28 protein-coding genes and 1 riboswitch are annotated in these 26,995 nt (G+C 44.6%); of the genes, 5 read left to right on the top strand and 23 right to left on the bottom strand.

From position 1 onward, the window contains the following. Positions 1-19 precede the first annotated feature (19 nt). The 4 genes from HBHAL_RS08430 to HBHAL_RS08415 all read right to left on the bottom strand — a co-directional run bounded on the left by HBHAL_RS08430 (position 20) and on the right by HBHAL_RS08415 (position 4,082). On the bottom strand, positions 20-1,468 hold the full coding sequence (locus HBHAL_RS08430; protein ID WP_014642949.1) for a phospholipase D family protein: 1,449 nt from the start codon (positions 1,466-1,468) through the stop codon (positions 20-22). Positions 1,469-1,594: 126 nt separating this feature from the next. Beyond that, positions 1,595-2,161, bottom strand: coding sequence for an energy-coupled thiamine transporter ThiT (gene thiT / locus HBHAL_RS08425; RefSeq protein WP_014642948.1), 567 nt, complete (start codon positions 2,159-2,161; stop codon positions 1,595-1,597). An 82-nt stretch (positions 2,162-2,243) separates the two neighbouring features. Further along, a riboswitch (TPP riboswitch) is annotated at positions 2,244-2,342 on the bottom strand. A gap of 90 nt (positions 2,343-2,432) precedes the next feature. Beyond that, positions 2,433-3,185: an alpha/beta hydrolase gene (locus HBHAL_RS08420; protein ID WP_014642947.1), complete on the bottom strand. Its 753-nt coding sequence runs from the start codon at positions 3,183-3,185 to the stop codon at positions 2,433-2,435. A 57-nt stretch (positions 3,186-3,242) separates the two neighbouring features. Then, the gene (locus HBHAL_RS08415) at positions 3,243-4,082 is read right to left on the bottom strand and encodes an SDR family oxidoreductase (RefSeq protein WP_014642946.1); all 840 of its coding nucleotides are present in this window, start codon (positions 4,080-4,082) and stop codon (positions 3,243-3,245) included. A 768-nt stretch (positions 4,083-4,850) separates the two neighbouring features. Between HBHAL_RS08415 and yfkAB the strand changes: the two genes are divergently transcribed. From yfkAB to HBHAL_RS08400, 3 genes are all read left to right on the top strand, one after another. Then, positions 4,851-5,978 carry a radical SAM/CxCxxxxC motif protein YfkAB gene (yfkAB, locus tag HBHAL_RS08410; protein WP_014642944.1) on the top strand — a complete coding sequence of 376 codons (1,128 nt, stop codon included), beginning with the start codon at positions 4,851-4,853 and terminating at the stop codon, positions 5,976-5,978. 158 nt (positions 5,979-6,136) lie between these two features. After that, positions 6,137-6,655, top strand: coding sequence for a GNAT family N-acetyltransferase (locus HBHAL_RS08405; RefSeq protein WP_014642943.1), 519 nt, complete (start codon positions 6,137-6,139; stop codon positions 6,653-6,655). 141 nt (positions 6,656-6,796) lie between these two features. Next, positions 6,797-7,789 (top strand): aldo/keto reductase, encoded by a 993-nt coding sequence (locus HBHAL_RS08400; protein WP_014642942.1) that lies wholly within the window; start codon positions 6,797-6,799, stop codon positions 7,787-7,789. A 164-nt stretch (positions 7,790-7,953) separates the two neighbouring features. On the opposite strand, the gene HBHAL_RS08395 is transcribed toward HBHAL_RS08400, so the two are convergent. From HBHAL_RS08395 to HBHAL_RS08355, 9 genes are all read right to left on the bottom strand, one after another. After that, complete coding sequence (locus HBHAL_RS08395; protein WP_041601625.1) at positions 7,954-8,169, bottom strand: hypothetical protein; 216 nt, start codon at positions 8,167-8,169, stop codon at positions 7,954-7,956. Between the two features lie 111 nt (positions 8,170-8,280). Next, positions 8,281-8,766 (bottom strand): hypothetical protein, encoded by a 486-nt coding sequence (locus tag HBHAL_RS08390; protein WP_014642940.1) that lies wholly within the window; start codon positions 8,764-8,766, stop codon positions 8,281-8,283. Between the two features lie 122 nt (positions 8,767-8,888). Further along, complete coding sequence (locus HBHAL_RS08385; RefSeq protein ID WP_014642939.1) at positions 8,889-9,413, bottom strand: DinB family protein; 525 nt, start codon at positions 9,411-9,413, stop codon at positions 8,889-8,891. A 131-nt stretch (positions 9,414-9,544) separates the two neighbouring features. Then, positions 9,545-9,943, bottom strand: a complete 399-nt coding sequence (locus HBHAL_RS08380; protein WP_145956029.1) for a hypothetical protein — start codon at positions 9,941-9,943, stop codon at positions 9,545-9,547. A gap of 131 nt (positions 9,944-10,074) precedes the next feature. Continuing rightward, entirely contained in the window at positions 10,075-10,515 is a 441-nt protein-coding gene (locus HBHAL_RS08375) for a hypothetical protein (RefSeq protein WP_014642937.1), read from the bottom strand. 27 nt (positions 10,516-10,542) lie between these two features. Next, a complete protein-coding gene (locus HBHAL_RS08370) occupies positions 10,543-10,836 on the bottom strand; it encodes a hypothetical protein (protein WP_014642936.1) in 294 nt (97 codons plus the stop codon). Positions 10,837-11,719: 883 nt separating this feature from the next. Continuing rightward, positions 11,720-13,324 (bottom strand): ABC transporter permease, encoded by a 1,605-nt coding sequence (locus HBHAL_RS08365; RefSeq protein ID WP_014642935.1) that lies wholly within the window; start codon positions 13,322-13,324, stop codon positions 11,720-11,722. Next, positions 13,324-14,229 (bottom strand): ABC transporter ATP-binding protein, encoded by a 906-nt coding sequence (locus HBHAL_RS08360; RefSeq protein ID WP_014642934.1) that lies wholly within the window; start codon positions 14,227-14,229, stop codon positions 13,324-13,326. The genes HBHAL_RS08365 and HBHAL_RS08360 overlap by 1 nt, the downstream gene beginning before the upstream one ends. Positions 14,230-14,258: 29 nt before the next feature. Beyond that, positions 14,259-14,882: a TetR/AcrR family transcriptional regulator gene (locus HBHAL_RS08355; RefSeq protein WP_014642933.1), complete on the bottom strand. Its 624-nt coding sequence runs from the start codon at positions 14,880-14,882 to the stop codon at positions 14,259-14,261. 231 nt (positions 14,883-15,113) lie between these two features. On the opposite strand from HBHAL_RS08355, the gene HBHAL_RS08350 reads away from it, so the two are divergent. After that, on the top strand, positions 15,114-16,283 hold the full coding sequence (locus HBHAL_RS08350; protein ID WP_014642932.1) for a hypothetical protein: 1,170 nt from the start codon (positions 15,114-15,116) through the stop codon (positions 16,281-16,283). 62 nt (positions 16,284-16,345) lie between these two features. On the opposite strand, the gene HBHAL_RS08345 is transcribed toward HBHAL_RS08350, so the two are convergent. The 3 genes from HBHAL_RS08345 to HBHAL_RS08335 all read right to left on the bottom strand — a co-directional run bounded on the left by HBHAL_RS08345 (position 16,346) and on the right by HBHAL_RS08335 (position 18,788). Next, positions 16,346-16,870 carry a DUF421 domain-containing protein gene (locus tag HBHAL_RS08345; protein ID WP_014642931.1) on the bottom strand — a complete coding sequence of 175 codons (525 nt, stop codon included), beginning with the start codon at positions 16,868-16,870 and terminating at the stop codon, positions 16,346-16,348. A 112-nt stretch (positions 16,871-16,982) separates the two neighbouring features. Continuing rightward, positions 16,983-17,864, bottom strand: coding sequence for an NAD(P)-dependent oxidoreductase (locus HBHAL_RS08340; protein ID WP_014642930.1), 882 nt, complete (start codon positions 17,862-17,864; stop codon positions 16,983-16,985). A 120-nt stretch (positions 17,865-17,984) separates the two neighbouring features. Continuing rightward, positions 17,985-18,788 (bottom strand): alpha/beta fold hydrolase, encoded by an 804-nt coding sequence (locus HBHAL_RS08335; protein ID WP_014642929.1) that lies wholly within the window; start codon positions 18,786-18,788, stop codon positions 17,985-17,987. Between the two features lie 791 nt (positions 18,789-19,579). Between HBHAL_RS08335 and HBHAL_RS21465 the strand changes: the two genes are divergently transcribed. Then, complete coding sequence (locus tag HBHAL_RS21465) at positions 19,580-19,726, top strand: hypothetical protein (protein WP_158512365.1); 147 nt, start codon at positions 19,580-19,582, stop codon at positions 19,724-19,726. A gap of 78 nt (positions 19,727-19,804) precedes the next feature. Here the strand turns inward: HBHAL_RS21465 and cysI are convergent, their stop codons facing one another. From cysI to cysC, 7 genes are read right to left on the bottom strand one after another with little or no spacing between them, the layout of a single operon-like run. Further along, on the bottom strand, positions 19,805-21,520 hold the full coding sequence (gene cysI, locus HBHAL_RS08330; protein ID WP_014642927.1) for an assimilatory sulfite reductase (NADPH) hemoprotein subunit: 1,716 nt from the start codon (positions 21,518-21,520) through the stop codon (positions 19,805-19,807). A 24-nt stretch (positions 21,521-21,544) separates the two neighbouring features. After that, positions 21,545-23,368, bottom strand: coding sequence for an assimilatory sulfite reductase (NADPH) flavoprotein subunit (locus tag HBHAL_RS08325; RefSeq protein ID WP_014642926.1), 1,824 nt, complete (start codon positions 23,366-23,368; stop codon positions 21,545-21,547). Between the two features lie 25 nt (positions 23,369-23,393). Next, positions 23,394-24,200, bottom strand: coding sequence for a uroporphyrinogen-III synthase (locus tag HBHAL_RS08320; RefSeq protein ID WP_014642925.1), 807 nt, complete (start codon positions 24,198-24,200; stop codon positions 23,394-23,396). Continuing rightward, complete coding sequence (locus HBHAL_RS08315; RefSeq protein ID WP_014642924.1) at positions 24,193-24,825, bottom strand: NAD(P)-binding protein; 633 nt, start codon at positions 24,823-24,825, stop codon at positions 24,193-24,195. The genes HBHAL_RS08320 and HBHAL_RS08315 overlap by 8 nt, the downstream gene beginning before the upstream one ends. 17 nt (positions 24,826-24,842) lie before the next feature. Next, complete coding sequence (locus HBHAL_RS08310) at positions 24,843-25,637, bottom strand: sirohydrochlorin chelatase (RefSeq protein WP_269448433.1); 795 nt, start codon at positions 25,635-25,637, stop codon at positions 24,843-24,845. Next, positions 25,616-26,392 (bottom strand): uroporphyrinogen-III C-methyltransferase, encoded by a 777-nt coding sequence (gene cobA, locus HBHAL_RS08305; RefSeq protein WP_014642922.1) that lies wholly within the window; start codon positions 26,390-26,392, stop codon positions 25,616-25,618. The genes HBHAL_RS08310 and cobA overlap by 22 nt, the downstream gene beginning before the upstream one ends. Then, a complete protein-coding gene (gene cysC, locus HBHAL_RS08300) occupies positions 26,389-26,988 on the bottom strand; it encodes an adenylyl-sulfate kinase (RefSeq protein ID WP_014642921.1) in 600 nt (199 codons plus the stop codon). Before cysC ends, cobA begins: the two co-directional genes overlap by 4 nt. Between the last annotated feature and the right edge of the window lie 7 nt (positions 26,989-26,995).

Here is a 26,995-nt window from a genome sequence, read left to right as displayed (position 1 = left end):
CGCTGTCAGTGAGCTTTTTTTAATAGGTAGTAAACCAGGTCCATTTTTGCAGATGATACGTAATGTAGCGAATAAGAGTTAAATTCCCTTTGTATTCCTCATAGTCTGCTGTATAATGGCCGCTGTCATTATTCCAGATCCGATCGAAGTATTGGTCTACCTCTTGAAAAACGTCCTCGTCTGAATTCCCTTTAATCACCACATCCGCTTCCAGGTTTAAATTCGCCAGATTACGCCGGGTGTAATTCGCAGAACCCCCGATGATTACACTATCGCTGCCTTTATTAATATATAGCATTTTGGCATGGTACTGTTCAATATTGACATCATACCAGCGTAGGTTAATGTTGTTATTTCCAAGCCGCTGCATTTCCGCTGCTACCGGCAGGTTAGGGAGTCCGGGTTTCTCATGGCCGAAGGACTTTTTATTCGGATCCATCACAATATTGACGGTTGCCCCGCGATCCGCTGCCTTGTCCAGAAGGTCTATAATTTTGCGATCCGACAAGTAGTACATGCCGAGCCACACTTCATCACCTTCTCCTGCTTTTTTCAACTCTTCCTGTATCGAGCGATAGATTTTTCCTTCGGTAACAAACTGAGCAGTCAAGTTACCTTCCTGTTTCTCCCAGGAACGGTTTTCATACGCTGGGAAGTCAGCTTCTCCAGAATAATTGACCACAGCTTCCTCTGCCTCTAAAATATCTTTAATAATCGGACCTTCCATCTTAAACGCTGCATTCTCATGATAGCCACTTGCATCATGAGGGTTTGCTGTCGAAACCATAGCCGCATCCTCTGTAACGAGCAGCTTTCTATGATTGGCTTTAATATTCAGTAGTTTTAAGTAAGAGCGCAAGGTAACATCCGGTGCTTCTTTAGCCAGTGGGTTACCGATCCAGCCTTCTCCTTCTGTGCCTGTCCAGGAAAAGAACAGACGCCAGATACTAGAGTAGACAGGGTTAGAGTCGCGCAGTTTATTCAAATTTGTTAAAACCACATCCACCCCAGCATCTTCCAGACGGCGAATGGTCTCCGATTCATAGGATCCATAAATCGTGTTAATCTGATCGGTAATAAACACAACTTTAAGATCCGGAACTTCTTCTTTCTGACGGACAATCGCGTTGACCAGATTCTCTGAAATAGCAGGAAAATCTTTCTCTCCATTCGTGTAACCATTAAATAAAAACATGTCTGCGACAATAAAGTCATCCGCTTCCGCAATCGTGTTATTTAACTCCTGAAAGATCTGCCTGTCGTGCACCGTTTCCCCTGATTCATTCTCATAAGTCAGATCGTAAAAGAACTCAATATCATCCATGGAATGAACATCTCCCTCATAAGAAACTCCTTCAGGAAGAGCCTTCCAGGATGTGTGATAACCAATCGTAATAGAAAGTATGAGTATAAATGCAAATATAATCCAAAAGACCTTGCTTTTATGTAAGTTCTTAAGTTTCTTCACGTTACGGTCCCCCTTTTTAAATACTTTACAGTTTAGCCCTAATCCTTTTGGCTCAAACCTGGTAAATAATAGGTGGAACCACCTATAAAACCCTGACTAGAAAAGGGACTCTAGACAGGGTTTTATTTATCTTACGATTAACTTGGGACGCTTCACAAAGAGCAGGCTGACAACCAGGGCACTCAGGATAAAGGCAGGGAGCATATAGCCGCCATTGTAGAGCAGAGAATATAACCAAACAGGCTGACCTTCTGGTGCAAATTTCCCGTAAAATATAATACCGGCAATGAAGTGACCGATAAACCTAAGAGAACTGCCAATAAGACAGCCGATAGCTATCCACATGACTAACGACTTTTTATGATCTTCTTTAATCGAATTCCACAGTGGTTTCGCTACCACTCCTGCAAGACCAATGACCGCAAAAGCCAGAATGTAGTCGATCACGGTTTGCATAGGAGTGATAATGATGGCCCCGGTCAGGATCTGATAGAATCCCAGTAACAATCCGGTTAACACTCCGCCTCTCACACCCCAGCGGAAAGCCATAATAAAGACCGGAACCATGGCAAATGATATCGATCCGCCCTGAGCCCACAGTTTAAAGGATAGAAACGGAATAATATCCAGCAAGATGGCAAGGGCTGAGAAAATCGCCACCTCTACCATAAATAATACTCGTCTATTTTGCATTGTATCCTCTCCTTATTAAAGACACAAAAAAAGCAATGCCAAAGGGAAGCTTCCTGATGGAGGATTCCCGACTGCATTGCACCATCAAAAAAGCCGCCATCCCTGCGCCAGTATTAACTGACAGGTTCGAAGGGTCAGAACATCGTTCACTCTCAGCCGGAGGGCTCCCCTTGAAGGCTTTATACCGTTACTTTTCTTGATATTCCATATTATAGTAGTTTTCCGTTAAATCTTCAACTAATCTCTCTTTTACCGAATGGAGATCTGATGGTTACCCCATTGTCTTGGCGTACATCTCAAAGAATTCCAGACTTCGCTCAATAATTAAGTCCTGATCATGGTCGAGCGTAGCCACATGGTAGCTGTTTTCTAAATGGACAATTTCTTTATGTTCAGAAAAAACGGAGTCAAAGATCATCTCTGAATTATGAGGCGGAACCACATGATCTTCATCCGATACAAAAATTAGAATCGGACAATGTATATCTGACATCCCTTCTTCCACCTGGGTCATTAAGGTAAGCAGCTGATTGACTGAACGTACAGGCGTTCTCTCATAAGCCAGCTCTTCCACTTCCGGATTTTTAATATCGGAGCCAATCGCATCTATAAAACGCTCTTCCATAGCGACCGTTCCTTCCATTGCTGGAATTTTAATAGCCGCATTAATAGGAATGACGCCTTTAATGTCTGGGAATTTCTTTGCAATATGAAGAGCTAATGTACCACCCATGGATAAACCAACCACAAAAATCATGTCGCAACGATTTTTCAGCCAATGATAGCCATCTTCCACTGACTTGATCCAGTCCTCATAAGAGGTGGTTTCCATATCTTCAGGTGTTGTTCCGTGACCTTTTAATCGCGGAGCACAAACGGTGTATCCTTCTTTTGCATAAGCTTCCGCCAGAGGTCTCATGCTTTGATTCGTGCCGGTAAATCCGTGAGAGATGAGGATACCTACTTCATTCCCTTCGAAGCGTATTTCCTCTGCTCCTTTTAATATGATTGGTTGTTCTGCCATGACCGATCTCCCCTTTCATTTCCTTCTGTACTGTTACCCAGATTTTGGATTACGAAACTAGGAGGATCGTATTTGGCTCAGAATCAGCTTTTCAAGCCATGTCCAGGGCAGCACCCTTTTCAGGATAATATTGAACCTGACACCGGGGCCAATCGGATAACGCAGCCTGGATAAGCTGTCCTTACCCGCTAACTTAGTCATTAAGCTGGACACATCACCAGGGTCACTCCGTTTCCCCTGCTGCATGGCTTTCCAAAGATCTTTCAAGTAATCGGCGTATGGGGAATCAGGATTGTGGGCCTCCTCAGGAAGCTCCATCCCGGAGGACCAGATATTCGTCTGATAGGACCCTGGCTCAATTAGTGCTACATCAATTCCGAATGGTTTCATCTCGAGCCTCAGACTCTCGGAAAATCCTTCAAGTGCATGCTTGGAAGCAACATAGGCTGATAATCCCGGAAAGCCTATTAAACCACTCACACTACTAACATTCATGATCTTTCCGCTTTTCTGCCGTCTCATAATTGGCAGAATGGCTTGGGTTACACGAATGACGCCAAAGAGATTCGTTTCAAATTGACGTCTGTACGCTTCAATAGGAACTTGTTCAACAAATCCACCTAGAGCGTATCCGGCATTGTTGACTAATATATCAATTCGTTCCGTTTGCTGCACTCGATTCTCAAATTCAAATAATGAGAAAGAATCGGTCACATCAAGCGGCCAGACTTCAATGCGTCGAGTAATTTCTTCATCTATATCTCCTGAAAAAAATGCCTTAGCTTTATCCATATTTCTCATAGTTGCGATCACGTGAAATCCTCGTTCTGCGCACTTTACGGCTGTTTGAAAACCAAAGCCGCTAGAAGCACCTGTTATTAATACTGTTTTTTTCATCCAATCGCCTCCTAATCAGCGTCTCTTAGAATTTCTATAAAATGATCACGTTCCCCTTCTTTTCATAACCCCGTTAAGTATTTGCTAATTTGATAACTTATTCAGCTAAAGAGCCGGTTACTGTAAGACTCAGTTTCGAGATCTTGGGTGGAGAAGGGGCTCCAGGGAACGGCTCGCTTTCCGTGGGCATGTGGTGAGCTTCCTCAGGCTACGCCTTCCGGGATCTCACCGATCATGTTCATCCCACAGGAGTCTTCGCCGTTCCCTTCCGCCCCTTTGCGTTTATGGAGAGCTCGAAAATCTTTCCATAATCGCCTTCCCATGAACGAGATCCATACTGGTTTTCACGTGTGTTTACGTGTAGGAAACCTGTTATAGAAGCATTTGAGGCAGATGCAGTATGGCTCCTTTCTCCTATAGCAGGGTCCGCTCATCAGCTATCGTTCGGGCGGCGAAGGAAACGACGAGACTCCCACGGGAGAAGGGACTAGGTGAGATCCCGCAGGGAGTGAAACGAGCGAGGAAGCTCACCGTTCCCCCGTAGGAAAGCGAGTTGTTTCCGTAGCCGCCCTCATCCTTTTGGGGCAACGGACCCAAGTTATCTTGAAACTGAGTCTTCAAGTATCGGGAGCTTTACTTTAATATCAGCACGGAAGTTTTACGGAGCCTTTTTCTAAAGGAATTATAGGGGCTGGGGACGAATTAGTGATAGAATAGGATAGGTTTGAATCGGAACGAAACGTATTGATAGAAAGGAAGTTTCCTATAATGTCAGAAAATAACACAACCCTTCGCCAGCTCACACCATCATACGACCCCTGGGAAGCCTATATGGACGTAAAAGAACACGGAAAAATGACACTCTCTAATATAGAATTTACTACCACGACCCTGTGCAATATGAGATGTGAACACTGCGCGGTCGGATACACACTCCAAAATCAGGACCCGGATGCGCTGCCCATCGACATGATCCTCGAACGTCTGGATGAAATTCCTCACTTGCGAACGTTAAGTATTACAGGCGGGGAACCTATGATGTCTAAGAAATCAGTTGACCAATATGTCCTGCCGCTATTAAAGTATGCACACAGCCGAGGTGTACGTACCCAGATCAATTCCAATTTAACTCTGCCTTATAAAAGGTACCTCCCGATTATTCCGTATCTGGACGTCCTGCACATTTCCCATAACTGGGGCACGATCGAAGAGTTTATACATACCGGTTTTGCCCGTATGGAAAGAAAGCCTTCAGAAGATAATCGTAAAATGTATTTCGATCGAATGGTTGAAAATTCCCAGCGCCTTTCCGATGAAGGTGTCATGGTATCCGCCGAAACGATGCTTAACCGGCGTACTTTTCCTTACCTGGAAGCTATCCACGACCACGTAAACGAGATGAAATGTGCCAGGCATGAATTGCATCCTATGTACCCTGTAGATTTCGCTAGCAGCCTGGAAACTTTAAGCCTTGAGGATATGCGCAAAGGGATCAATCGTCTGCTGGACCACAGGAACGATAATATGTGGATGTTATTCGGAACGCTTCCCTACTATCCTTGCAGTTCCTCTCAGGAAGACCTCGATATGCTGAAACGTTTGTATCGGGAGAAAAATGTCACGGTGCGTAATGATCCGGATGGCCGCTCACGGCTAAACGTCAATATTTTCAGCGGAGATATCATTGTGACAGACTTTGCTGATGAAGCTGGTCTTGGCAACATTCAGAACACTTCCCTTCCGGAAGCTTTTGAAAACTGGCTGGAGTCAAGCACAGCGAAAAGTTTAAACTGTCATTGCCCGGCGGTTGAATGTCTCGGACCCAATGCCTTGGTTAAAAACACGTATTATCAGGATGTGAATTTCCAAACACGTGAAGCCAAAATTACCTTATGAAATAAGTAAAGCTTAGAGGCATGCCTCTAAGCTTTTTTATGTAAAAAAAAGCAGGTCTGGGGCTAATCTGCTTATTCAGAAACTATATTCCTTGACTTCAAGATAATTCATCACGATATACTGGAGCATAGAAACGAAGATTGTAATACAAAGGGGAAATGGATAAAGTTATGACCATTACGATACGTGAAGCCAACCAAGAAGAGCTCGGCTCGATTCGGGAGCAACGAGTTCAAGCCTATGAAGACCATGTTTATGCCTTGCCTGACGAGCATTGGCAGGCTCTTAAACAAGCGATCTCTTCAGAGGCTGATCAGCAGCCCGGCGTCGATCTGCTCGTTGCCGAACTCGATGGAAGTCTTGCGGGAAGCGTTGCCCTTTTTCCTGCCAATACGGACGCATATGAAGGCTATGTAGATGAACTGGACTATCCTGAAATAAGGGTGCTTGCCGTGTCTCCGGAAATCCGCGGCAAAGGAGTGGCATCTGCTTTAATAGATGCCTGTATCGAAAGAGCCAAAGCTAAGGGTTACCGTTCGATCGGACTTCACACGGGTGATTTTATGTCTGGAGCTATTGCTCTATATGAACGGTATGGATTCGAGCGCGTGCCTCAGCATGATTTTGAACCGGCGGATGACGGGATTATTGTAAAAGCCTTTTATCGTACCATTTAATGGTAGAAATCAGCCTAATCAGATTTTCACTATGGGATGCTTAAAGAGGTATGAGACAGGCACTTCATGAACATCCGGGTTTAGAAGGTACTTTAGCTGGATACATACTTGTATCAACGAAACGTAGGAGGCATAGAATTTATGAAATCATTTGAAGATGCTTTAAAACATAAAGTAGGACTCGGTACAGCTCCGCTTGGAAATATGTTCAGGGAAGTGCCTGAAGATGAAGCTCGATCCACGATTCAAACCGCCTGGGATCAGGGCGTGCGTTATTTTGATACTGCACCCTTTTACGGGGCAGGTTTAGCTGAGATGCGTCTTGGCGAAGTATTATCGAACTATAACCGTGACGACTATGTGTTAAGTACGAAAGTCGGACGCTATATGACAAATGAAAAAGAAGAAAAAGAAGGATTATTCAAGGATGCCCGTGATAACAAGGTCATCACGGATTACACCGCAGAAGCTACGGAGAAGTCAATTGAACAAAGTCTGGAACGTCTAAAAACAGACCGCTTAGACTTTGTATTTGTGCACGATGTCTCCCCCGACTTTCATGGTGACGAATGGAAAGCTAAATTTGAAGAGGCTAAAGAAGGCGCATTCCGTGTTCTGACACGACTGCGTGAAGAAGGAGTTATCCGCGGCTGGGGTTTAGGTGTGAACACAACTGAACCGATTGAGCTTGCCATGGAGCTTGAAGACACGAAGCCAGATATATGCTTATCAGCTACCCAGTACACTCTGCTCCAGCATGAGCAAGCTTTACAGAACATGATGAAATCAGCTGAGGAAAACGACGTAGATATTGTGGTGGGCAGCCCTTACAACTCAGGCGTACTTCTGGGCGGCGATCATTACAATTATGAGAAAGCACCTGAAGATATTCTAGAACAGGTCAACCAGTTAAATGAAGTGGGGCAAAAATACGATGTTCCATTAAAAGCAGCTGCCTTGCAGTTTTCAACCGCCCATCCTGCAGTAAAATCAATAATCCCGGGCTCTACTCGTCCTGACCGTATCAAGGAAGACCTTGAGATGATTCAGCGCGAAATCCCGAAAGAATTCTGGGATGAACTAGTGGATAAAGGATTTATTTCCTCTGAGGCACCGTTGCCTATTTCAAAATAGAAAGTCTGAATAAGGTAATAAATATCACAGTTTAAAAGTATTCTATCAGACTGTCGAGGAGAAACTCGGCAGTCTGATTTTTTATTGGCTCTGTGAAACAATGGGGGTGATTTAATTTCCATAAAAGAGTTTTTCCTTTTATTGAATTAGTCAAGAGCAGTCCTTTAGGGAGCTTTTTTCTGGCGACGCTTATCTTTTAGATCTAAAATAAAGGCCCATCCACTTGAAGCGATGATTCCAGCCCAAAAAACAAACGCAGATGAAAATAAAGGACCTTCAAAAAAATAATCACCGATTACATTAACAAGCAATAACATCATATAAACATAAAAACCCTGATAAATTCCCTGGCGTGAATTCTTGATCTGACTTTCAGACATCTGCTTGAAAAATATGCCCACTTCTCCGCCTCCTTTTATAAGATCCCGAAATCGAACGTTTCAAGAGCCTCCTGCAAGGAAATCAACCACTCTTTTTAAAAGTCGAATGAATTACTTCTTCATTAAATAAGGCTCTAGAGTCTTTAGATAGGCTTCACTCTCCGCTATATGCTCCTGGTACTTCGTCACTAGAAAGATGACTGCCGCCACATAAATACATAATCCGACTATGCTTAAGACAACGTGCCAAAAGCGATTAATATACGGACGCGATCGCGGGAAAAACCTTTCACCTATGACCTCATAAGCAATTTGAAATGGTATGAGCGCAATCAGGACCATGCCTGCAAAAACTTGTTTAAAGCGTTGGGGAAGCACATGCGGTTTAATCGAGTCGTCTAAATGAGAAGAAGCAATTGTGTATTGGCTGGAAACTTCACCCTTCCAGTCATACTCTTCCACTATCGTTTTCTCACCCTGTATTTCAAAGCCCGTGCCCAGTGGCACGTGATAATCTCCAACTGATAAATAGAAAAATAAAGAGTAGATTCCTATGATGAGAAGGACTTTAGAAATCCGGAACCAGATTTTTTTCATGATCACACTCCTCTAAGATGTTGTTTGTCACCACCGCTCTATTAGAAATATCCGTGGTATTTCATGAGAGCTCTAGGTAATTTCAAGGTGTTTTCCCATTTACTATAATGACTTTCCGCCTCTTAAGATCCATGATTTAACAGGCGTTTAACCGCTCTTATCTGCCCGCGGTGATTGATTTCGTCTTCCATCACATGAAACCACAGGTAGTATTGATTATAAGGAACGCCGTGGCTCCATTTGTCTTCTTCCAACAGCCACTGATCATCTTTAGCGGTTAGCCTGGCTAGTGTGTTTGCCCGGGTTTGATTCAATCGGTCTATGTAATAGTCTAATGGCTGGTGATGAATCGATTCTCTCGCCTGATCTCCAAGCTCTAGAGGCAGTTTCCAGTCAGCGTACTCCTGATCTGTTAAGTCTCTTTTCTCAAAAGACACTACTTGATGCACAAATTCTATGGATGCGATATGCATTAACAGTGCACCGATGGTGTTCGATGACTGATCCGTAAGAGCATCTAAATCTGCCTGGCTCAGATTAGCAATCTCTTGCAAAGTAACCTCCCGTGTGTGCTCAAGCATCGATACAAGCTCCCCTATTTTTTCCGTATACCCGCTTATTGATTTAATTCGATAATCCACCTTCACGATCCCCTCCTATTCATATATTTCCAGATTAGCAGAGTTTAGGAAAAATCCTAGTCTAGTATTTTTCCTCGTTACGTTATATGCTTAAGATGACATAAGAAGAGGGCTGTCAGAAAAAACAGCCCTCTTTTCTAATCATCATTTTCCTGTTTGTTACGGTAATACTCCACTGCTTCCCGCAAGCGTTCATTCTCCTGTTTTAAGGCTTCTACATCTTCTTCGTGGATCCATTTGTACAGTAGCAAACCGCTGACTGTTAATAGAGAAATCCACCATCCGATCAAAGAGAACCACTCCCGTTCATGTGGGTACTCCCAATATAAAAGGCCGACATGAAAGTCGGTAAAATGAATCAGCGCTACAAACGATATAAGCAGCCAATTCCACCAGGCCCCTTCTTTTTTTCCATTGGTCTTTTTATATTTTATGGACCAGGCCCATAATGCGATTACCATAACCATAAACCAGACGAATACGCCCCACGAGGTTGAACCAAAGAACATATGATCCTCTCCCAACGCTGTTTTCATGATTATTTTAATGGTGGCAGCTGTGAATCTTTTCTAATAACCGTATAGTGGGCATCTATTTTAACATATATATCCAATTATCTTTAAGTTACTTTCTAAGCCCCCGCCCAGATAACAGCTTAATTCATTCGTCATTCCTCCATATCATATTGCGCTGTCTTCTTTCTTAAGCTATGACTGGCATATATAATGAATGCTAAAATGAAAGGATACACAAACACCCCGCCTATAATGACTAAACCAAGTACTGGAGCAGGATCGTCTGCAGGATGATTGATGGGAAAGAGGGAAACAAATATGTAGGTCATTAAAATAAAATAAGGAAACCAGAGTACCACCGTGAGGTAATCTGATTTCCTTTTCTCCATCCACCGGCTAATAACCAGGTAACAAACAACTGCTCCCCCAACCACCCAAATTCCGAGAAGGAGCATTGACACATTGACCACCACACTTAACTCCATGTTTAACAGCCTGCTGAGCCGATAAGTATTAACCATCAGCTCAGCCGCTGCAAAAAAGAGGAAAGCAACTAATATACTGACTGCATTTATTTTCCCAAAGTAAGCCATACATCCACCTCACGCGCTGCACGTCTGTTAGTCGTTCTTAAATTGTTTTGAATGCTGCTTAGCAAAATCAATAATTTTTTTATACGTTTTCGGATCTATTTCTTTTTTTGAAGGTACATAGAGTTTTGCCGTTCCTTCGTCCAGTATTTTTATCATCTCTTTACCGCGAACATATAAGATCACATATAAAAAGGGATGGGTCATCTGGCTTTGATACAGGAATTCCTTAGGGAAATCAGCCGTAATGAGAAGACGGTCTTCCACTTGCTTCAAGGATAGCTTGCTGTAACATTCAAGGTTTTCTATATCTTTAAGATACATATAAACCCCTCCTTTATTTTACTAGTCATTCGACGTCCAGCTGCTTTTGAGTGCGAATGATTTAATCCTACTCATTGACTATTTCCTATATTCCCTAAAAACATGAATCCTTTGTAAATTTTCGAAGACATTTTTCTTAAGTTGATAGCTTATCTTATTAAGCCCTGAATATGCAACTGTTATGTCAGAATTTTTACCAAATTTAATAATACACTCTTAAACTTCCGAATTGATGTTAAAGTAAAGCTCCCGTTTGTGTAAGACTCAGTTTCGAGATAAATGGGTTATAAGGAAGGTCCTCCGGGGGACGATTTCGCTTTCCGTGGGCATGTGGTAAGCTTCCTCAGGCTTCGCCTTCCGGGATCTTACCGATCATGTTCATCCCACAGGAGTCTTCATCGTCCCCCTCCGGACCTTGCCAAATCAGAATCTCGAAACGGCTTTATCCTAAACGCGCATAAGAAGATATAGCCCTCATTTACGATAATAAATTTCAGGTTGGAACTATGGGGTATAGCCTAATATATATACATTTCGGGCAGGTTAAGGAAGAAAGGCCCCTCACTTTCCAGGGGGCCGTTCCTCCTAATAAAGTTGGGCTGGTGGGGAAATGTCGAGACTCCCATGGGAGAAGGAATCAGGTGAGATCCCGCAGGGAGTGAAACGAGCGAGGAAGCTCACCGTTCCCCCATAGGAAAGCGAGTTATTTCCCCACCAGCCACCTCCTCATCTTGCAACGGACCTAAGATATCTCGAAACTGAGTCTTCAACAATCCGGCCCTTTTGCTTAATAAGCCCTTTTGAAAAATCCACAATTATCTTTAAAAGAACCAATAGATAAAAGACGCTTTTCATTTAGAAAAGCGCCTTTCTGAATAGATATTTACCCTTGTATATCACGACGCCGATAGCCGATAAATCCGACAGCCATCAAGACCGCTGCAATAACGGTTAGCAGGATAAGCACAACTGTATTTACGTCTTCAATGGGAAGTTCAGGAACGTGCCCGAACGGGGTCAGACTTCCCACCCATTCATCAAATTGAAATACTCCTCCTAAATAAACCACGAAAAAGGAATAGCCAAGGTACAGCCATGTGATGCCAGTAAGTTTCGGCAGTAAGCCTGTCAAAAGAACGGCGAGCCCAATGAATATCGCGAGGGCCGGCAGATAAACCATCGCAGCACCATAGATTGTGGCAAGTGAAGGTCCATCTTCCAGTACGGCCAAAGCCGCTGCTCCAAGACCAAGGGCTGCAAGGGATAACATAACAAAACCAACAATTAAGGAGATCAGCATGTAGCTTGCAAGCAGCCGATTACGTGAAACGGCTCTTGCTAATAGATGCTCCGTGCGCCCTTTTTTCTCTTCCCCTCTCAGTTTAAAAACCGCCATAAGAGCGGGAATTGTGCAGATCATAGCGATAATCGACATCAGCTTCGCAATAAATTGCTCTGTTAGTGAGCCACCTTCCAGTCCACTGAGCAAATCTTTCATAATCTCCATATCTTCAAAAAACGTATCTAAATCCCCAAAGATTGATCCATAAGAAGCTCCAATTAACAACACGCCGATAGCCCAGGCGATAATTCCGGTGCGCTGCATTCGAAGAGCAAGGCCGATCGGACTTTGCAGGGCAGTAGATGCTCTGGTTTTACCAGGTCTTGATGGTAAAAATCCAGCATCCAGGTCGCGAATGGAATTGATATACAAAGACACCACAATAAGAATAAGAGACACTCCAAGAGTCAGCAGTACCGGCCACCAGTAATCATTGACATACACTTCCGTACCTGTAACCCAGCCAAGAGGCGAGAACCAGGAAAGTGTCTCATTACTCACATCTCCAATAGCCCGAATAAAATAAGCTGCACCGAGTGCTGCAAACGAGAGTCCGATCGTTCCACGCGAGCTTTCGGACAACTGGGAGAAAAACGCGGTAATGGCTGCGAATATGATTCCTGACGCTCCTAAGGCTGCTCCGTATAAGAGAGACCCTTCTAAATCGATGCTTTCAATTCCTAATGCATACAATCCGGCGGCTGTCAGAAGCGCAAGCAGGATGTTTACTCCGATCACCACAATTAAAGCAGCATTCAGGCTGGCTAAGCGTCCGGCAGGCAGTGATCGAATCAACTCAAGACGACCATCCTCTTCTTCTGCCCGGGTGTGACGAGCCACGAGTAAGATACTCATGATGGCTACGGTAACTGCAGTGAAAAGCAGCATCTGATGGGCAAGCATAGCGCCGAACGTATAATCATCAAGTCCATAACCTTTTCCAACCATAGCGGTCATCGCAGGATTAACCATGGTCTGGGCTATGGTCTGTCGATTTTCTTCTGTAGCATATAATCCCGTGAATGCCTGGGCCGTCAACAAGGTAATTCCGGAAAGCGACAGCAGCCAAATAGGAATGCGGAAGCGGTCCTGCCGCAGTAGAAAGCGGCTGAGCACCCCTGTTTTACTCGACATTTGCTTAAACATTACGCTTCACCTCCGTCTCCTGTGCCTCCGGATTCATAATGACGCATAAACAGGTCCTCTAATGTTGGCGGAGCGCTCTCAAGCTTCACAACCTCGTAGGAGCTGATATGCTTGATCACCTGGTCAAGCTGTTCGGTATCAACTTGGAACGAAAGGACACGCTCTTTTTCTTTCACATCGTGCACGCCAGGGAAATCTTCTAAAGAAGGAATTGGCTGCTTTGTTTCAATCAGAAGATGGGTTCTCGTTAAATGACGCAGCTCTTTTAAGGACCCCGTTTCAATCATCTGTCCCTGACGAATAATACCGATCCGATCACATAGCTTTTCGACCTCAGAGAGAATGTGGCTCGATAACAGAATGCTTTTCCCTTCCTTCTTAAGCTCCGCTACACTCTCCTGGAAGACTCGTTCCATAAGCGGATCGAGCCCGGAGGTAGGTTCATCAAGAATATAAAGATCCGCCTCAGAAGCCAGAGCTGCAATCAATGCTACCTTCTGCCGATTTCCTTTCGAGTAGGTCCCGCATTTTTTTGAAGGATCCAGATCGAACTTCTCGATCAGCTGATCTCTCCTGTTCGATGGATTTCCGCCCCTCAGTTTTACAAAAAGGTCAATGACTTCTCCGCCTGTTAAATTCGGCCATAAATTCACATCTCCCGGAACGTAAGCGAGACGTTTATGAATCTCCACGGCACCTTTCCAGGCATCCATTCCGAAAATTTCAGCTTTTCCTTCTGTTGCTTTTAACATGCCGAGCAGAACACGAATGGTAGTGGATTTACCTGCTCCGTTCGGACCGATAAAACCATACACCTCTCCTTTATTCACCTCGATATTCACTCCATCAAGCGCTTTGAAATCGCCGAATTTTTTGGTGAGCTGTTTAGTACGTAATACAGACATGATCGATCCTCCCTTTTTGTAAAAGCGTATTATTTATAAAAAGAATACTTGAGAACTTCAATATAACCATCCAGTTCCTGCAACGTTTCTTCGAGATCCATCTCATTGATACTCAAGCCTTTAAATTTGGCCTGCTGTTTGTAAGCAAACCCTTCCATCGACCAGCTGATGATTTCGATGATCTTAGAAACGTCTAGACCTTCTTTAAATTTTGACTTATCTATATCCTGGAGCATTTCACGGTAGTTATGGTTGATGAATTTTTCTTTGCGGCTGTCCAGTTCACTTTTAACCTCCCTGGAATTCTCGCTCATAGCCGCATTAAGAAAGTTAAATATATGCTCATACTGATGAAAAAGCTTGATTTTTAAAGCAGCGATCTGCCGGTGCCTGCTGAAAATATCTTTATCTTCCCAATCGACTTTCTGCTGCATTTCCTTTAGAAAAAGTTCAACAAAATAGTCATACAACGTTAAATATAATTCTCTTTTATTCGTAAAGTAATGGAATAAAAGGCCTTTTGAAATTCCGGCTTGTTTAACAATATTATTAGTAGATGTGTTTTTATATCCATTTTGAGCAAATTCTTTCATAGCCGCATTTAAAATACGATCCTGTTTTTCTTGCTCCAACGCAAGGAATTTTGGTTCCATAACATTCCTCCCACCTATTGACCAGTTCGGTCAATTATATCTTACTCCTATTGACCAAATTGGTCAACAAAATTTTTTGAATAAATTTCCCCATAACCTTCCACCTCAGGTCATCCATAATCTGGATGACCTGAGGTGGAAGGTTATTCCATTTTAAGCATCAAAAGTAATCGTATAATAGGGCTGGTTCTGGTAAAATGGAAAAATCATGGAAGAGAGGTGCAAAATTGAATGAAGAAACATTTATGTAGCAGCTTATTAATTTTACTTTTACTATCGGCCTGTTCCAATGAGGATTACGACAAAGCGATGGAACAAGGCGTTCAAAGTCTTGGAAATGAGGAATACCATCAAGCGGCCGTTTACTTTGAAAGGGCTAAGCAGGAACAAGACGACCAGGAAGCAGCCGCTTATTATCAGCAGGCGTCTGCCATGGACGAGGCCCTTGAATCCTACAAGCAGAAAGATTTTGAGCAGGCTTTAACGTCTTTAAAGAAGGTAATGGACGTGAATCAGGGGTTAGAAACGGTTCAAAAAGATGCGGAAAAAATGAAAAAAAAGATCCAGACGGAACAGGAACTAACGGCTTCTTTTGAAAATAACATCAATGAGCTGGAACAAGATATTGAGAAAGGCAACGAGGACAATGCTGAAGAAACTTATGAGATGCTGAATAGTAAACTGAAGCAGCATCCTTCCCTTGAAAGTTATCAGCCGCAGCTAAACCAATTACATAAAGAGCTTGAGAATCTTCTAAAAGATAAGAAAGAGTCCCAAACGGCTAAGGAGTCTGAGCAAACGACTGCCGAATCCGATGAGACTTCTAAGAAGTCTGTCTCCGAATCAGCACCAGAGGATGATAAAGATCCGAATCAAGAAACTTCCACGGATCAGGAAGAAGAGACAGAAAAACCAGAGAAGTCTGATGAGGAAAACAACGAAGCTGAATCTTCCAATGAAGAAGAAACCAATAAAAATCAGGATAAAGAACCAGAAATGACTTATACCTCTTATAGCAATGAGCGCTTTGGTTTCTCATTTGAATACCCTGATTTCTTAACGATGGCTCCACCTCCTACAAATGGAGATGGTGTAGAACTCTATAGTAATGATGGTTACGAGTTGACCGCTTATGGCACTCACAACATGGACCCCTCCAAAGATATCGACGATTACTATAATCAGGCTACTGCTGAAATTCAAAATATCGCTTATCAAAAAAAGACAGATGACTGGTTTGTATTATCTTATAAATCGAACGACATAGTAACTTACTCCAAATTCTATCTCGGTGAAAGCCAATTTAATAGTCTTACGATCACCTATCCTGATAGCCAAAAAGAAAAATACGATCCCATTACGGCACGAATCTCCAAAAGTTTCAGCGCAAATCCAAAATAAGTAAACTATCCAAAAAAACCCACCTCAGGTCATCCAGAATCTGGATGACCTGAGGTGGAAGTTTATGCCTTATTTCTTTCCCATCCTTCTACGTCTTTCAGGGAGCTTTGGCCGTTTTGATGTTTGTGTTTAATCACGGAAAATGTTCCATCCGTCTCAAGTACAACAGCTTCCGATTCTTCTACGGATGCCAGCCCAGCAGCTCTAATCGCCTGCCTCACTTCATCTTTCTTCACGCGCTCTTTCTTTAGGGCCTTCTCCATATACTGTCCTTGATACAGAAGCAGCTGAGGCTCTCCTTTAATGAGGGATGTAAAACCTTCGGACCGGACTTCAAGCCATGTTACGGCAAATTGAAGTATAATCAGCATGCCCAGTCCAGTAAGCCCCTCTACAATCGTCATTTTGTTCGATAACATGACCGAGGCGACCACCGAACCAATCGCTACTGTAATGACCATATCGAACATATTCATTTTCGATAATGTCCGTTTCCCCGATATTCTCAGCATAAAAATTAACGCTGGATAGACGGTGAGCGCCATGATAATGATTCGTATCACACCGCTCCACCCATTAAATAACATACAATCCCCTCTCTTTTTTGACCAATATCCTCCGAATTCCACAATAAACCAGCTAAAAAACTTTTCAAGCACAAAAAGGAGCCTCTGTTATCGTCAGAGACTCCTTACCCCATTATTGTTCGGCCTTCATTTTATAGTATTTGTAGAGCGCCTGTGTTCCATCATTGCTGCCGCCTACTTTACTCAGTTCGTCATAAAGCGACTTCGCAAGCTTAAGGCCGGGAACCGGCAGTTCCATCTGATCCGCTGACTGAATGGCAATTTCCATATCTTTAATAAAATGTTTCACGTAAAAGCCGGGGTCAAAATTATCGTCAATCATTCGCGGTCCCAGGTTGGACAGCGACCAGCTCCCCGCTGCTCCGAACTCAATCGACTGCAGCACCGTTTTCGGGTCTAATCCGGCTGTTTCAGCATACGTAATGGCTTCGACCACGCCCATCATATTGGAAGCAATGGCAATTTGGTTGCACATTTTCGTATGCTGTCCGGCTCCTGCAGGGCCTTGAAGCACCACATTCTCTCCCATCACTTGAAAGACAGGAAGTAATTTTTCAAAATGTTCAGCTTCTCCACCCGCCATAATCGTTAGTTTTCCCTGTTTGGCCCCCGTGTCTCCCCCAGAAACCGGAGCGTCATACGCGTGAAGACCACGCTCTTTTGCTTTTTCGTATATCTCTTCGGCCAGCTGTGGAGAAGAGGTCGTCATGTCGACTAAGTACGAGCCTTCTTTTGCATTATGTATAATTCCATCGTTACCAAAGTACACTTCTTTCACATCACTTGGATAGCCCACCATCGTAATCATGATATCTGCTTCTTTCGCAAGCTCCGCTGGATTTTCCTGCCACTCTGCTCCTTCGTTTAACAATTCTTCAGCTTTCTCTTTCGTCCGTGTAAACATCTGTACAGGGAAACCTGCCTTCATTAAATTGCGGACCATACTTTTCCCCATCACGCCTGTTCCAATAAAGCCAATCACTGGTTTTGACATGTAACTTCATCCCCTTCTTACGATTGTTAAATTGAGTATATCAACTATGACTTTGGAAAGACAGAATATGGATTTATTAAAAAGGACGATTCCTGCATAAGAAATCGCCCTTTTTATTTCTTATTTAATTAACTTAAGCAGTTCTTCATTAAACTTCTCTTTCTGGTCGTAAATCAAACCATGACCACTGTTTTCAAAGGAAACAAGCGTCGCTTGATCGATCCCTTTCTCTAATTGTTTAGAAAATTGATAGTCACAGATTTCGTCATTGGTTCCGTGCAGCAGCAGCGTAGGAACGTTAATAGAGCTTAGTTCATCGCGAAGATCTTCATCACGAAGCGATTCAGCACTTGCAATGGTACCATAGGAAGAAGCTTCAAGAGCCAGGCCAAGGAACCATTCTTTAAGCGGTTCTGAGATTTGGGAATAATAGAAATTACTGCCGAATTCAGTTAAGGCAGCAGGACGATCATAGAGAATCGCCTCAATAAGGCCGGAAACCTCTTCTTTATTCATTCCATATGGATAACCGTCACGCTGGGTGAAGCTTGGGGCAGCTGCGCCAGCCAGAATTAATTGAGCTAATTCGTTATTCGCATACTTCGTTGCGTAGCGGATACTGATCGGACCGCCCATGGAGAATCCTAGCAGGAAAAAGTTCTCAAGTTTCAATTCCTCAACCACCACTTTGATATCATGAGCGAATGTATCATAGTCATAGCCAAAGGCTGGTTTATCAGACTGGCCATACCCTCTCAAATCTATGCCGATGAAGCGGTAGCCTTGTTGTGGCAGCATATTCATCTGGTATTCAAACATTTTGTGGTTCAATGGCCAGCCGTGGATAAAAACAATCGGCTGTCCTTCGCCAATATCTTCTACAAATACATTAACATCCTGTTCTACTTGTATAAATTTACCCATTTTATTCCACTCCTTTTCAAATTCACAGATATGTTCCCATCGAAGGAACCGTTCAAACACCTATCCCGGGCTTCATCAGCCAATTCAACTCCTTACATACCTATAGCCATTGTAAAAGTTATGGATGACTTTATCGAAGACTTATTACACAATAGGGCCGTTATCTGTAAGACTCAGTTTCGAGATATTTTGTAGAGAAAGGGTCTCCAGGGAACGGCTCGCTTTCCGCGGGCATGTGGTGAGCTTCCTCAGGCTTCGCCTTCCGGGATCTCACCGATCATGTGCATCCCGCAGGAGTCTTCACCGTTCCCTTCCGCCCCTTTGCGATTATTAAGCGCTCAAAATCCTCTACGTATATACCTCCATATGAGGAAAAATAACCTGTGATCAACGTTAATTCCGAGTCTGTCCAGGGGGATAAACGCCGCTATAGAAGCATTTAGGACGATTTCAGGTTTCCCGTTTTTCCTATTAGCAGGGGTCCGTTCACATGAAATGGCCGGGGTGGCGGAGGAAACTACGAGACTCCCGCGGGAGAAGGAGCTAGGCGAGACCCCACAAGGAGTGTTAACGACTGAGGAGGCTTGCCAGTTCCCCCGCAGGAAAGCGAGTTGTTTCTGTAGCCGCCCTCATCCTTTCTTGGCAACGGACCCGAGTTATCTCGAAACTGAGTCTTACAGAAAAGGGAGCTTTACTGTAAGATCAACATATAACAAAATATAGTTATAATATCAGGCCGATCTACCCATACTAGATACGAATAAAAATTCTCTAAGATGGGATGGAGTCATATGAACGGAAAATACGTAATTTATCACCAGGTAACCGGCGGCGTTATTAAAAAAGCAACCATCTACGCGCCTCATCGGGAAACCGCTAAAAAAACCTATTTAGCTAAAAACCCTAAAGCGAAAATCACTCACGTGTTCACGGTCTAATTTCATTTTTCCGATAAAAAACAATCAAGCTGGCTCACTTAGGAACCAGCTTGATTGCTATGCACGTTACATTATATATTAAGAATGAAAATCGAGACCAGACTGCACTTCCTCAATGTAACCGGCGCGAATGACATAATCTCCGAAATGCTCATTCTCCTGCCGCTCTTTCGCGTATTCGAACAGCATCGGCTTGATCGTGCCTAAAATCTCTTCTTCGCCAATGTTTTCCTTGTACAGTTTATTCAGGCGATTTCCTGTGAAACCTCCGCCTAAATACATATTATATTTGCCAGGTCCTTTTCCAATAAAACCGATCTCACTGAGCGCCGGTCGTGAACAACCGTTAGGGCAGCCGCTCATCCGGATGACGATTTCTTCATCCTGAAGACCCGCTTCGTCAATCACATCATCCATTTTATCAATTAAGGATGGCAGATAGCGTTCTGATTCCGCCATCGCAAGGCCACACGTTGGAAAAGCGACACAAGCCATGGAATTTCTGCGCAGGGCGGAGTTGTAACGCCCGTCGGTCAAGCCGTACTGTTCCACTAGCTCATCAATTTCCTGCTTCTTCTCTTCTTCGACCCGGGCAATGATCACGTTCTGGTTTGGTGTCAGGCGGAATTCGCCGTCATGAACTTTCGCAATTTCGCGAAGGCCCGTCATAACCTGGTTGTCCTCGGAGTCCTTGATCCTGCCGTTTTGGATAAACAGGGTCAGATGCCACAGACCGTCGCCTTCGACCCAGCCATAGCGGTCGCCATTATGGTCGAACATATAAGAACGCTCTTCTTCCAGCTCCCAGCCGAGGCGGTCATGAAGTTCCTGCCGCACCCAGTCAAGTCCATGGCGATCCACCGTGTATTTGAACCGGGCATTTTTTCTTTCCGACCGATTTCCGTAGTCACGCTGTATCGTTAATATTTTCTCTGCCACATCAACGATTTTTTCAGGCTCGCAGAATCCGATCACACGTGACACTTGCGGATACGTATTCGTGTCGCCATGAGTCATGCCCATACCACCGCCGACGGCCACGTTAAAGCCTTTCAGTTCGTTGTTCTCCACGATAGCAATAAAACCAAGATCCTGGGAATAGACATCAATGTCATTGGAAGGCGGCACCGCGATTCCGATCTTGAACTTCCGCGGCAGATAAAGCGAGCCGTAAATCGGTTCGACTTCGTATTCATCCTTGCTGTCTTCCACTTTTTCGCCATCAAGCCAAATTTCATGATAAGCCTGCGTGCGCGGCAGCAAGTGCTCACTTACCTTTTTTGACCATTCAAAAATCTCACCATGAATATCCGACTGATACGGATTGGCATTGCACATCACATTCCGGTTCACGTCCCCACAGGCAGCAATCGTATCCATCAGAGAATCGTTGATCATTTGAATCTGCTTTTTCATATTCCATTTCAATACGCCGTGCGTTTGAAACGTCTGCCGGGTCGTCAGCTTCAGCGTATGATTGCCATACGTATTGGCAATCTCATCCATCACCAGCCACTGATCCGGAGTCGCCACTCCACCCGGTAAGCGAACCCGCGTCATAAATTGATAAGCAGGCTCAAGCTTCTGCTGCTTACGCTCCTGCCTCAGATCCCGGTCGTCCTGCATATAACTGCCGTGGAACTTCATAAGTTTTGTATCTGAATCTGGCACACTACCCGTAATCGGATTTTGCAGACTCTCCACAAGCGATCCCCGCAAATACCGGCTTTCTTTCTTAATCCCTTCCATTTCACTAGGAGGACCATGCTGCTGGCTGTCTCTTTCTTTACTCATCCAATCGCTCCTTTCTCTTCCCCTTTAATAAACATCGCGCTGGTAACGTTTTTCTTTTCTTAAATTATCGATATACGATTCCGCATCTTCACGGGACATATTTCCTTCTTTTTCAGCAATCGTGATTAAAGCTTCATGAACATCCTTTGCCATATACTTTTCATCACCGCAGACATACACATACGTCCCGTCCTGGAGCCATTGATAGACTTCAGCGCTTTTCTCAAGCAGGCGGTGCTGCACATAAACTTTCTCTTCGTTATCACGTGAAAAAGCGACATCCATGTTCGTTAGTACGCCTTCATTTAACCAGCGCTGCCACTCCACCTGGTATAGAAAATCGCTGACGAAATGCTGTTCACCAAAGAACAGCCAATTCTTGCCGGGTGCTTCCGTTTCCTCCCGTTCTTCAAGGAATGAACGGTACGGGGCAACACCTGTGCCGGCTCCAATCATAAGCACCGGCGCCTCAGGATTTTCCGGCAATTTGAAATTCGGATTTTTTTGAACAAAAACAGATAGCTGGTCTCCATGACTCGCGCGCTCAGCACACTGAATCGAGCAGACACCTAAACGCTGCCGACCGTGGGCCTCATATCGCAGAGCACCAATGGTCAGATGAACCTCATCTGGATTGGCAGCCTGGCTGCTCGCAATGGAATATAGACGGACAGGAATTTTTCTAAGGATGCCGATGAAGTCATGCACAGTCCCTTTCCAAGGACCGAAATCCTGCACGAAATCAAGCAGATCCCGCCCGTAAATATAGGCTTTCCACTGCTCAGAATCCTCAAGCAGCTCCGTCAGCTGTTCGTTATCCGTCAGCGTCTGCGCTTTTTCAAGCAATGGCTTCGTTAGACAAGTCGTTTCGTAGGTTGACAAAAGCGCCTCTCTGACGGAACGAATTTCTCCGTCTTTATTAATCGGAACGGATTCCTCTGGATTCCATCCCATCTCTTTAATCAGTTGATCGACGAGCGATTCATCATTTTCCGGGAAGATCGCCAGGCTGTCTCCGGGTTCATAAGATAGATTCGATCCCTCCAGATCCAGTTCCAGATGGCGTGTTTCTTTATTGGACCTACGTCCATTCAAATTAATGTTTTCCAGAATCTCAGCGTGGAATGGATGGGCGCGGGAATAAACTGGTGTGTCGTCTGCCTGGACGGACTGGCTAGTGGCAGATGGTGCTTGACTGCCACTGCCTGCCTTCTGCTCATTTAATAGAGCGAGTACACCATCGAACCATTCACCCGCTGGCTCTTCAAAATCAAGGTCACAGTCGACTCTAGGATAAATGCGCTCTGCTCCGAGCTCCTCAAGCTTCTGATCAATATCTTTGCCTGTCTGACAGAAGAATTCGTATGAACTGTCCCCTAAGGAGAGAACAGAGAATCGCACACCGTCAAGTTTCGGGGCACGTTTGCTGAATAGAAAATCGTAGAAAGAAAGAGCATTATCCGGCGGATCCCCATCTCCATGAGTACTCGTAAGCACGAGCAGGTCTTCCACTTTTTTTAGGGCTTTCGGTTTAAAATCATCCATAGATGAAACCGTGACTTGATAGTCCTGCTCTTTTAATTTGCCTGCGTATTCATCCGCTAAGGCCTGGCAATTGCCAGTATGAGATCCGAATAAAATGGTAATCTCTCTTGTCGCTTCCACTGTTGTTTCTTGTGTCTGCCCGCCCGTTTCCGGGACTTGGACGGCCGTATCAGCTTCTGTTGCTGCACTGGATAAATAACCGCTCAGCCATATCTTCTGCTTTTCATTTAACGTCGGCAGTAAACGGTTTAACAGATCGGCTTGATCCTGATTAAATGGGCTGTTCATAACCTCTAATGGCAAAAAAACCACCTCCTGTAAAAATCGATTAATAACTTTGGGTCAGCTGTTTAAAGTATTGATTCAGTTTAACTACCATGGCACCCATTTTCTGATTTTCCGGCTGGAGAACTTCAGTAATTCCCTGATCTTCCAGCTCTTTTGCTGTTACTTTTCCAACCGCAACCGCCAGTACCTGGTCATTAAACTTGTGAATTAAGGTTTCCTGATCTTCGGTATCCTCAAATAAATTTTTTACTTGCGTTTTACTTGTAAATACAACCGCTTCGACAGATTGGTCAAAAATCTCCATTTTTAATTCCTGAAGATGGGCTGTTTTCGGTTTTTCAAAGGAGTAAGGCTGAGAGAGATAAACCTCATGCCCCATCTCTTCCAGGGTCGATTTCCACTTCGCATCGTCAAGGTTATAGGCTTGAAGAAATACGCTTCCTCGTTCCGGCGCCGCTCTCAATTCCTTCATCAGTTCAGCCATCGTCCCATCAGCAGCCAGTAGTTCGGGCTTAAGTTGATGTTCTTTCATCCAGTCCGTCGTCTTCTTCCCACGTATGGCCAGTCGGCTGGTTCTTAATTTTTCTATAAAATCCTCGTGCAACTCATTCTTATGAGCCGAGTCGGCAAGCGTTCTGGCTCCGATTCCTGTCGTTAAGATCACCCAATCAAATGAACCGGCGATCAAATCGCGGACGTTTCCAGCGCTTGTGGATTCATCCAGGTTCATTTTTCCCTGAATAGAATACACCACTGGTTCTCCGCCAAAATTCCGGATCAGTGTTCCGATTTCTTCCGCTCTTCGATCAGCTGCTACGGCCACCCGCTTTCCTTGCAGTTCACTCATCGTCATCCCCTCCTTCCGTTTTTTGCTTAAGCCATTCCAGCATTATGTGCTGCTTCGCTTCCTCCCTATAATCCTCCTCGACGAGCTGTTTAAGGGTTTCCTGTTTCTCTTCACTCGAAAGACGGGATCGTTTAATGTACAGGCGGCATGTATATAAGAAGTCAACGTAGTCCTCATAAGTATGATCGTACTTCTGTTCGAGTTCCTCTTTCATTCGTGAGGCAAGCTTGGGACTTGCTCCTCCCGTCGAAACTGCGATCGACAGTCTCCCGCGTTTAATATGACCCGGAAACTGAAGGTTGCCTCGTTCCGCCTCGCCTGTGACATTTACGAGCGGAACCCTGGAGGAAGACTGCCATACCTGTTCATTCACCAGTTCGTTATTGGTCGCAATCACCACTATGTAAGCATCTTTAATATCCTTTGGCTGGAAGAGCTTTTTCTTCCATGCCACTACGGAGTCCTCTGCCATGACACTCAGTTCAGAAGTTAAGTGAGGGCTCACAACGGTAACCTGCGCCCCGCTTTCAATTAATGTACGGGCTCGTTTACAAGCCACCTTTCCCCCTCCAATAATGACGGCCCTGCGATTTTCCAGCTGGACCATCAGCGGTGCGAATGCCATACCCTCAACTCCTTTCTTTAGGACAGGACCGGAAACGATTCCTTGTTCTGTAATGCTTCCTTCACCCGGTCTGCGAGCGCCTCTACTATTCCAGGGTGATCCTGTAAATAGTGAGTCATTTCGATCGAATGACCTGCAGCCTTAAGCTCATCGATTCTCTCCTGCATAGAACGGATCAACAGTCCCGTAAACCATAAATAGGGAACGACAATCGCCCCTTCCCCTGCTCGGCTTAGAGAAGTCTCCAGCCCTTCTTGAAACGTGGGACCACATGCAGCCAAATAGCAGACGTCGACGTTTGAAGCATTGGTTTTACTTTTCAGTTTGTTTGCAATGGATTCAATATCACGCTTCGTTTCCGGCTTGCGGCTGCCTCTGCCCACTAAAAGAAGATTCAATGGAGAATTTTGTAATGTTGTGGTGGATTCAATACGGTCAACCAGGACATCAACCAGCCGGTCCTGTACGCCGAGCGGTTTCCCATACGTAAAGGTGATGGAAGGAAAGCGCTCCTGCATATGCTTGATTTCTTCTGGAAGATCCTTATAGTAATGACCCGCTGACAGAAGAAGCACAGGAACGACAGCAATTTCAGAAGCCCCGTTTTGAACCAGTTCCTCTACTCCATCCGCGACATTAGGAGAAGCAATCTCCAGGTAACAGATTTTGTATAAGGGAACGTTCACATGGGCCTGCGCTTTCTCGATACAGGCGACTGCTTCGCTTCTTGTTTCTTCGACTCGACTTCCATGACTTACGTATAATACGGCCTGCATATTTTTCCTCCTCTTTAGCCCACTACTTGATGAAATGGATTCTCTTCCTGTTGTGGAAGGGATTCAAACCACTGCAGTGAATCCCGAAGCTTCACCACTTCCCCCACGACGATCATGGATGGATTGGCTATATCTTTTGCTTTTTCTACGATTGTGGAAACCGTTCCTGTCACCGTCTGTTGGTGTTCCGTTGTTCCCCATTGCACGAGCGCAATCGGTGTATCAGCCGAACGTCCATGACGGATCAGCCTTTCACAAATGTCAGGCAGTTTCTTTACGCCCATGTATATGCACAAGGTATCCATGCTTTTCACAACGCTCTCCCAGTAGGCTTCTTCGTCGATTCCAAGTTTACTGACCCCTGAGATAAAAGCGACAGACGAACTGAAATCACGGTGGGTGACCGGGATGCCTGCATAAGCTGGAGCAGCAATTCCAGAAGTGATGCCCGGAACAATTTCGTATGGAATCCCTCGTTTGGATAGGGCCTCCGCCTCTTCTCCACCCCGTCCGAAGACGAAAGGGTCGCCGCCTTTCAGACGAGTGACGGTTTTTCCTTGAAGCGCAAATTTGCATAACAGACCGTTAATGCTCGATTGACTGAGGGAGTGGTTGTTCGGGCTTTTTCCACAATACACAAGTTCGGTTCGCTCTCCTGCTTCATCTAAAAGCTCCTGATTGACAAGACGGTCGTAAAGGATCACGTCTGCCTGCTGAATGGCCTTTAACCCTTTGACGGTAATTAAATCCACATCTCCTGGTCCTGCACCAACGATAAATACTTTGCTCATCCTTTGACCCACCCCTTTTCGATTAAGAAAGCAACAAGCCGGTCCGCACATGCCTGCTCATCCAGACTGCCGGATTCTAATCTGAGCTCAGGGGAAGCGGGTGCTTCATAAGGAGCATCTACACCGGTAAAGCCTTTGATTTCACCTTTTCTTGCTTTCTTGTACAAGCCTTTTGGATCGCGCTTCTCACACTCTTCTACAGGACAATCCACGTGGACTTCCAGAAATTCGTCTTTGTTAAATAACTTTCTTACCTGATCGCGGTCCTCCTGATAGGGAGAGATAAAAGCCGTCAGAACGATCGATCCGCTGTCAGCAAAGAGCTTCGCGACCTCGCCGATCCGGCGGATATTTTCTTTTCGGTCCTCTGCTGAAAAACCAAGATCGCTATTCAACCCCTGCCGAATGTTATCCCCATCCAGTAAGTACGTTTGCAGCCCTTTTTCGAACAACTGCTTATTGACTAAATTCGCAATGGTTGATTTCCCGGATCCAGATAAACCGGTCAGCCAGATCACTCCGCTATGGTGTCCGTTCTTTTTTCGATAATCGTTTACATTTACTGCAGCATCATGCCACGTGAGATTGGATCCCATATCCATC

This window comes from Halobacillus halophilus DSM 2266, from assembly GCF_000284515.1.
Lineage (GTDB): Bacteria > Bacillota > Bacilli > Bacillales > Halobacillaceae > Halobacillus > Halobacillus halophilus.
Note: the sequence above shows the minus strand (reverse complement) of the source record. Positions and strands in the feature narration are given on the sequence as shown.

What these genes read in the sequence shown, in the direction of transcription:
- thiT (WP_014642948.1), bottom strand. Translation starts at nt 2,161, where the DNA reads ATGCAAAATAGACGAGTATTATTTATGGTAGAGGTGGCGATTTTCTCA.
- HBHAL_RS08420 (WP_014642947.1), bottom strand. Translation starts at nt 3,185, where the DNA reads ATGGCAGAACAACCAATCATATTAAAAGGAGCAGAGGAAATACGCTTC.
- HBHAL_RS08415 (WP_014642946.1), bottom strand. Translation starts at nt 4,082, where the DNA reads ATGAAAAAAACAGTATTAATAACAGGTGCTTCTAGCGGCTTTGGTTTT.
- yfkAB (WP_014642944.1), top strand. Translation starts at nt 4,851, where the DNA reads ATGTCAGAAAATAACACAACCCTTCGCCAGCTCACACCATCATACGAC.
- HBHAL_RS08405 (WP_014642943.1), top strand. Translation starts at nt 6,137, where the DNA reads ATGGATAAAGTTATGACCATTACGATACGTGAAGCCAACCAAGAAGAG.
- HBHAL_RS08400 (WP_014642942.1), top strand. Translation starts at nt 6,797, where the DNA reads ATGAAATCATTTGAAGATGCTTTAAAACATAAAGTAGGACTCGGTACA.
- HBHAL_RS08395 (WP_041601625.1), bottom strand. Translation starts at nt 8,169, where the DNA reads ATGTCTGAAAGTCAGATCAAGAATTCACGCCAGGGAATTTATCAGGGT.
- HBHAL_RS08390 (WP_014642940.1), bottom strand. Translation starts at nt 8,766, where the DNA reads ATGAAAAAAATCTGGTTCCGGATTTCTAAAGTCCTTCTCATCATAGGA.
- HBHAL_RS08380 (WP_145956029.1), bottom strand. Translation starts at nt 9,943, where the DNA reads ATGAAAACAGCGTTGGGAGAGGATCATATGTTCTTTGGTTCAACCTCG.
- HBHAL_RS08375 (WP_014642937.1), bottom strand. Translation starts at nt 10,515, where the DNA reads ATGGCTTACTTTGGGAAAATAAATGCAGTCAGTATATTAGTTGCTTTC.
- HBHAL_RS08370 (WP_014642936.1), bottom strand. Translation starts at nt 10,836, where the DNA reads ATGTATCTTAAAGATATAGAAAACCTTGAATGTTACAGCAAGCTATCC.
- HBHAL_RS08365 (WP_014642935.1), bottom strand. Translation starts at nt 13,324, where the DNA reads ATGTTTAAGCAAATGTCGAGTAAAACAGGGGTGCTCAGCCGCTTTCTA.
- HBHAL_RS08360 (WP_014642934.1), bottom strand. Translation starts at nt 14,229, where the DNA reads ATGTCTGTATTACGTACTAAACAGCTCACCAAAAAATTCGGCGATTTC.
- HBHAL_RS08355 (WP_014642933.1), bottom strand. Translation starts at nt 14,882, where the DNA reads ATGGAACCAAAATTCCTTGCGTTGGAGCAAGAAAAACAGGATCGTATT.
- HBHAL_RS08350 (WP_014642932.1), top strand. Translation starts at nt 15,114, where the DNA reads ATGAAGAAACATTTATGTAGCAGCTTATTAATTTTACTTTTACTATCG.
- HBHAL_RS08345 (WP_014642931.1), bottom strand. Translation starts at nt 16,870, where the DNA reads ATGTTATTTAATGGGTGGAGCGGTGTGATACGAATCATTATCATGGCG.
- HBHAL_RS08340 (WP_014642930.1), bottom strand. Translation starts at nt 17,864, where the DNA reads ATGTCAAAACCAGTGATTGGCTTTATTGGAACAGGCGTGATGGGGAAA.
- HBHAL_RS08335 (WP_014642929.1), bottom strand. Translation starts at nt 18,788, where the DNA reads ATGGGTAAATTTATACAAGTAGAACAGGATGTTAATGTATTTGTAGAA.
- HBHAL_RS21465 (WP_158512365.1), top strand. Translation starts at nt 19,580, where the DNA reads ATGAACGGAAAATACGTAATTTATCACCAGGTAACCGGCGGCGTTATT.
- cysI (WP_014642927.1), bottom strand. Translation starts at nt 21,520, where the DNA reads ATGAGTAAAGAAAGAGACAGCCAGCAGCATGGTCCTCCTAGTGAAATG.
- HBHAL_RS08320 (WP_014642925.1), bottom strand. Translation starts at nt 24,200, where the DNA reads ATGAGTGAACTGCAAGGAAAGCGGGTGGCCGTAGCAGCTGATCGAAGA.
- HBHAL_RS08315 (WP_014642924.1), bottom strand. Translation starts at nt 24,825, where the DNA reads ATGGCATTCGCACCGCTGATGGTCCAGCTGGAAAATCGCAGGGCCGTC.
- cobA (WP_014642922.1), bottom strand. Translation starts at nt 26,392, where the DNA reads ATGAGCAAAGTATTTATCGTTGGTGCAGGACCAGGAGATGTGGATTTA.
- cysC (WP_014642921.1), bottom strand. Translation starts at nt 26,988, where the DNA reads ATGGGATCCAATCTCACGTGGCATGATGCTGCAGTAAATGTAAACGAT.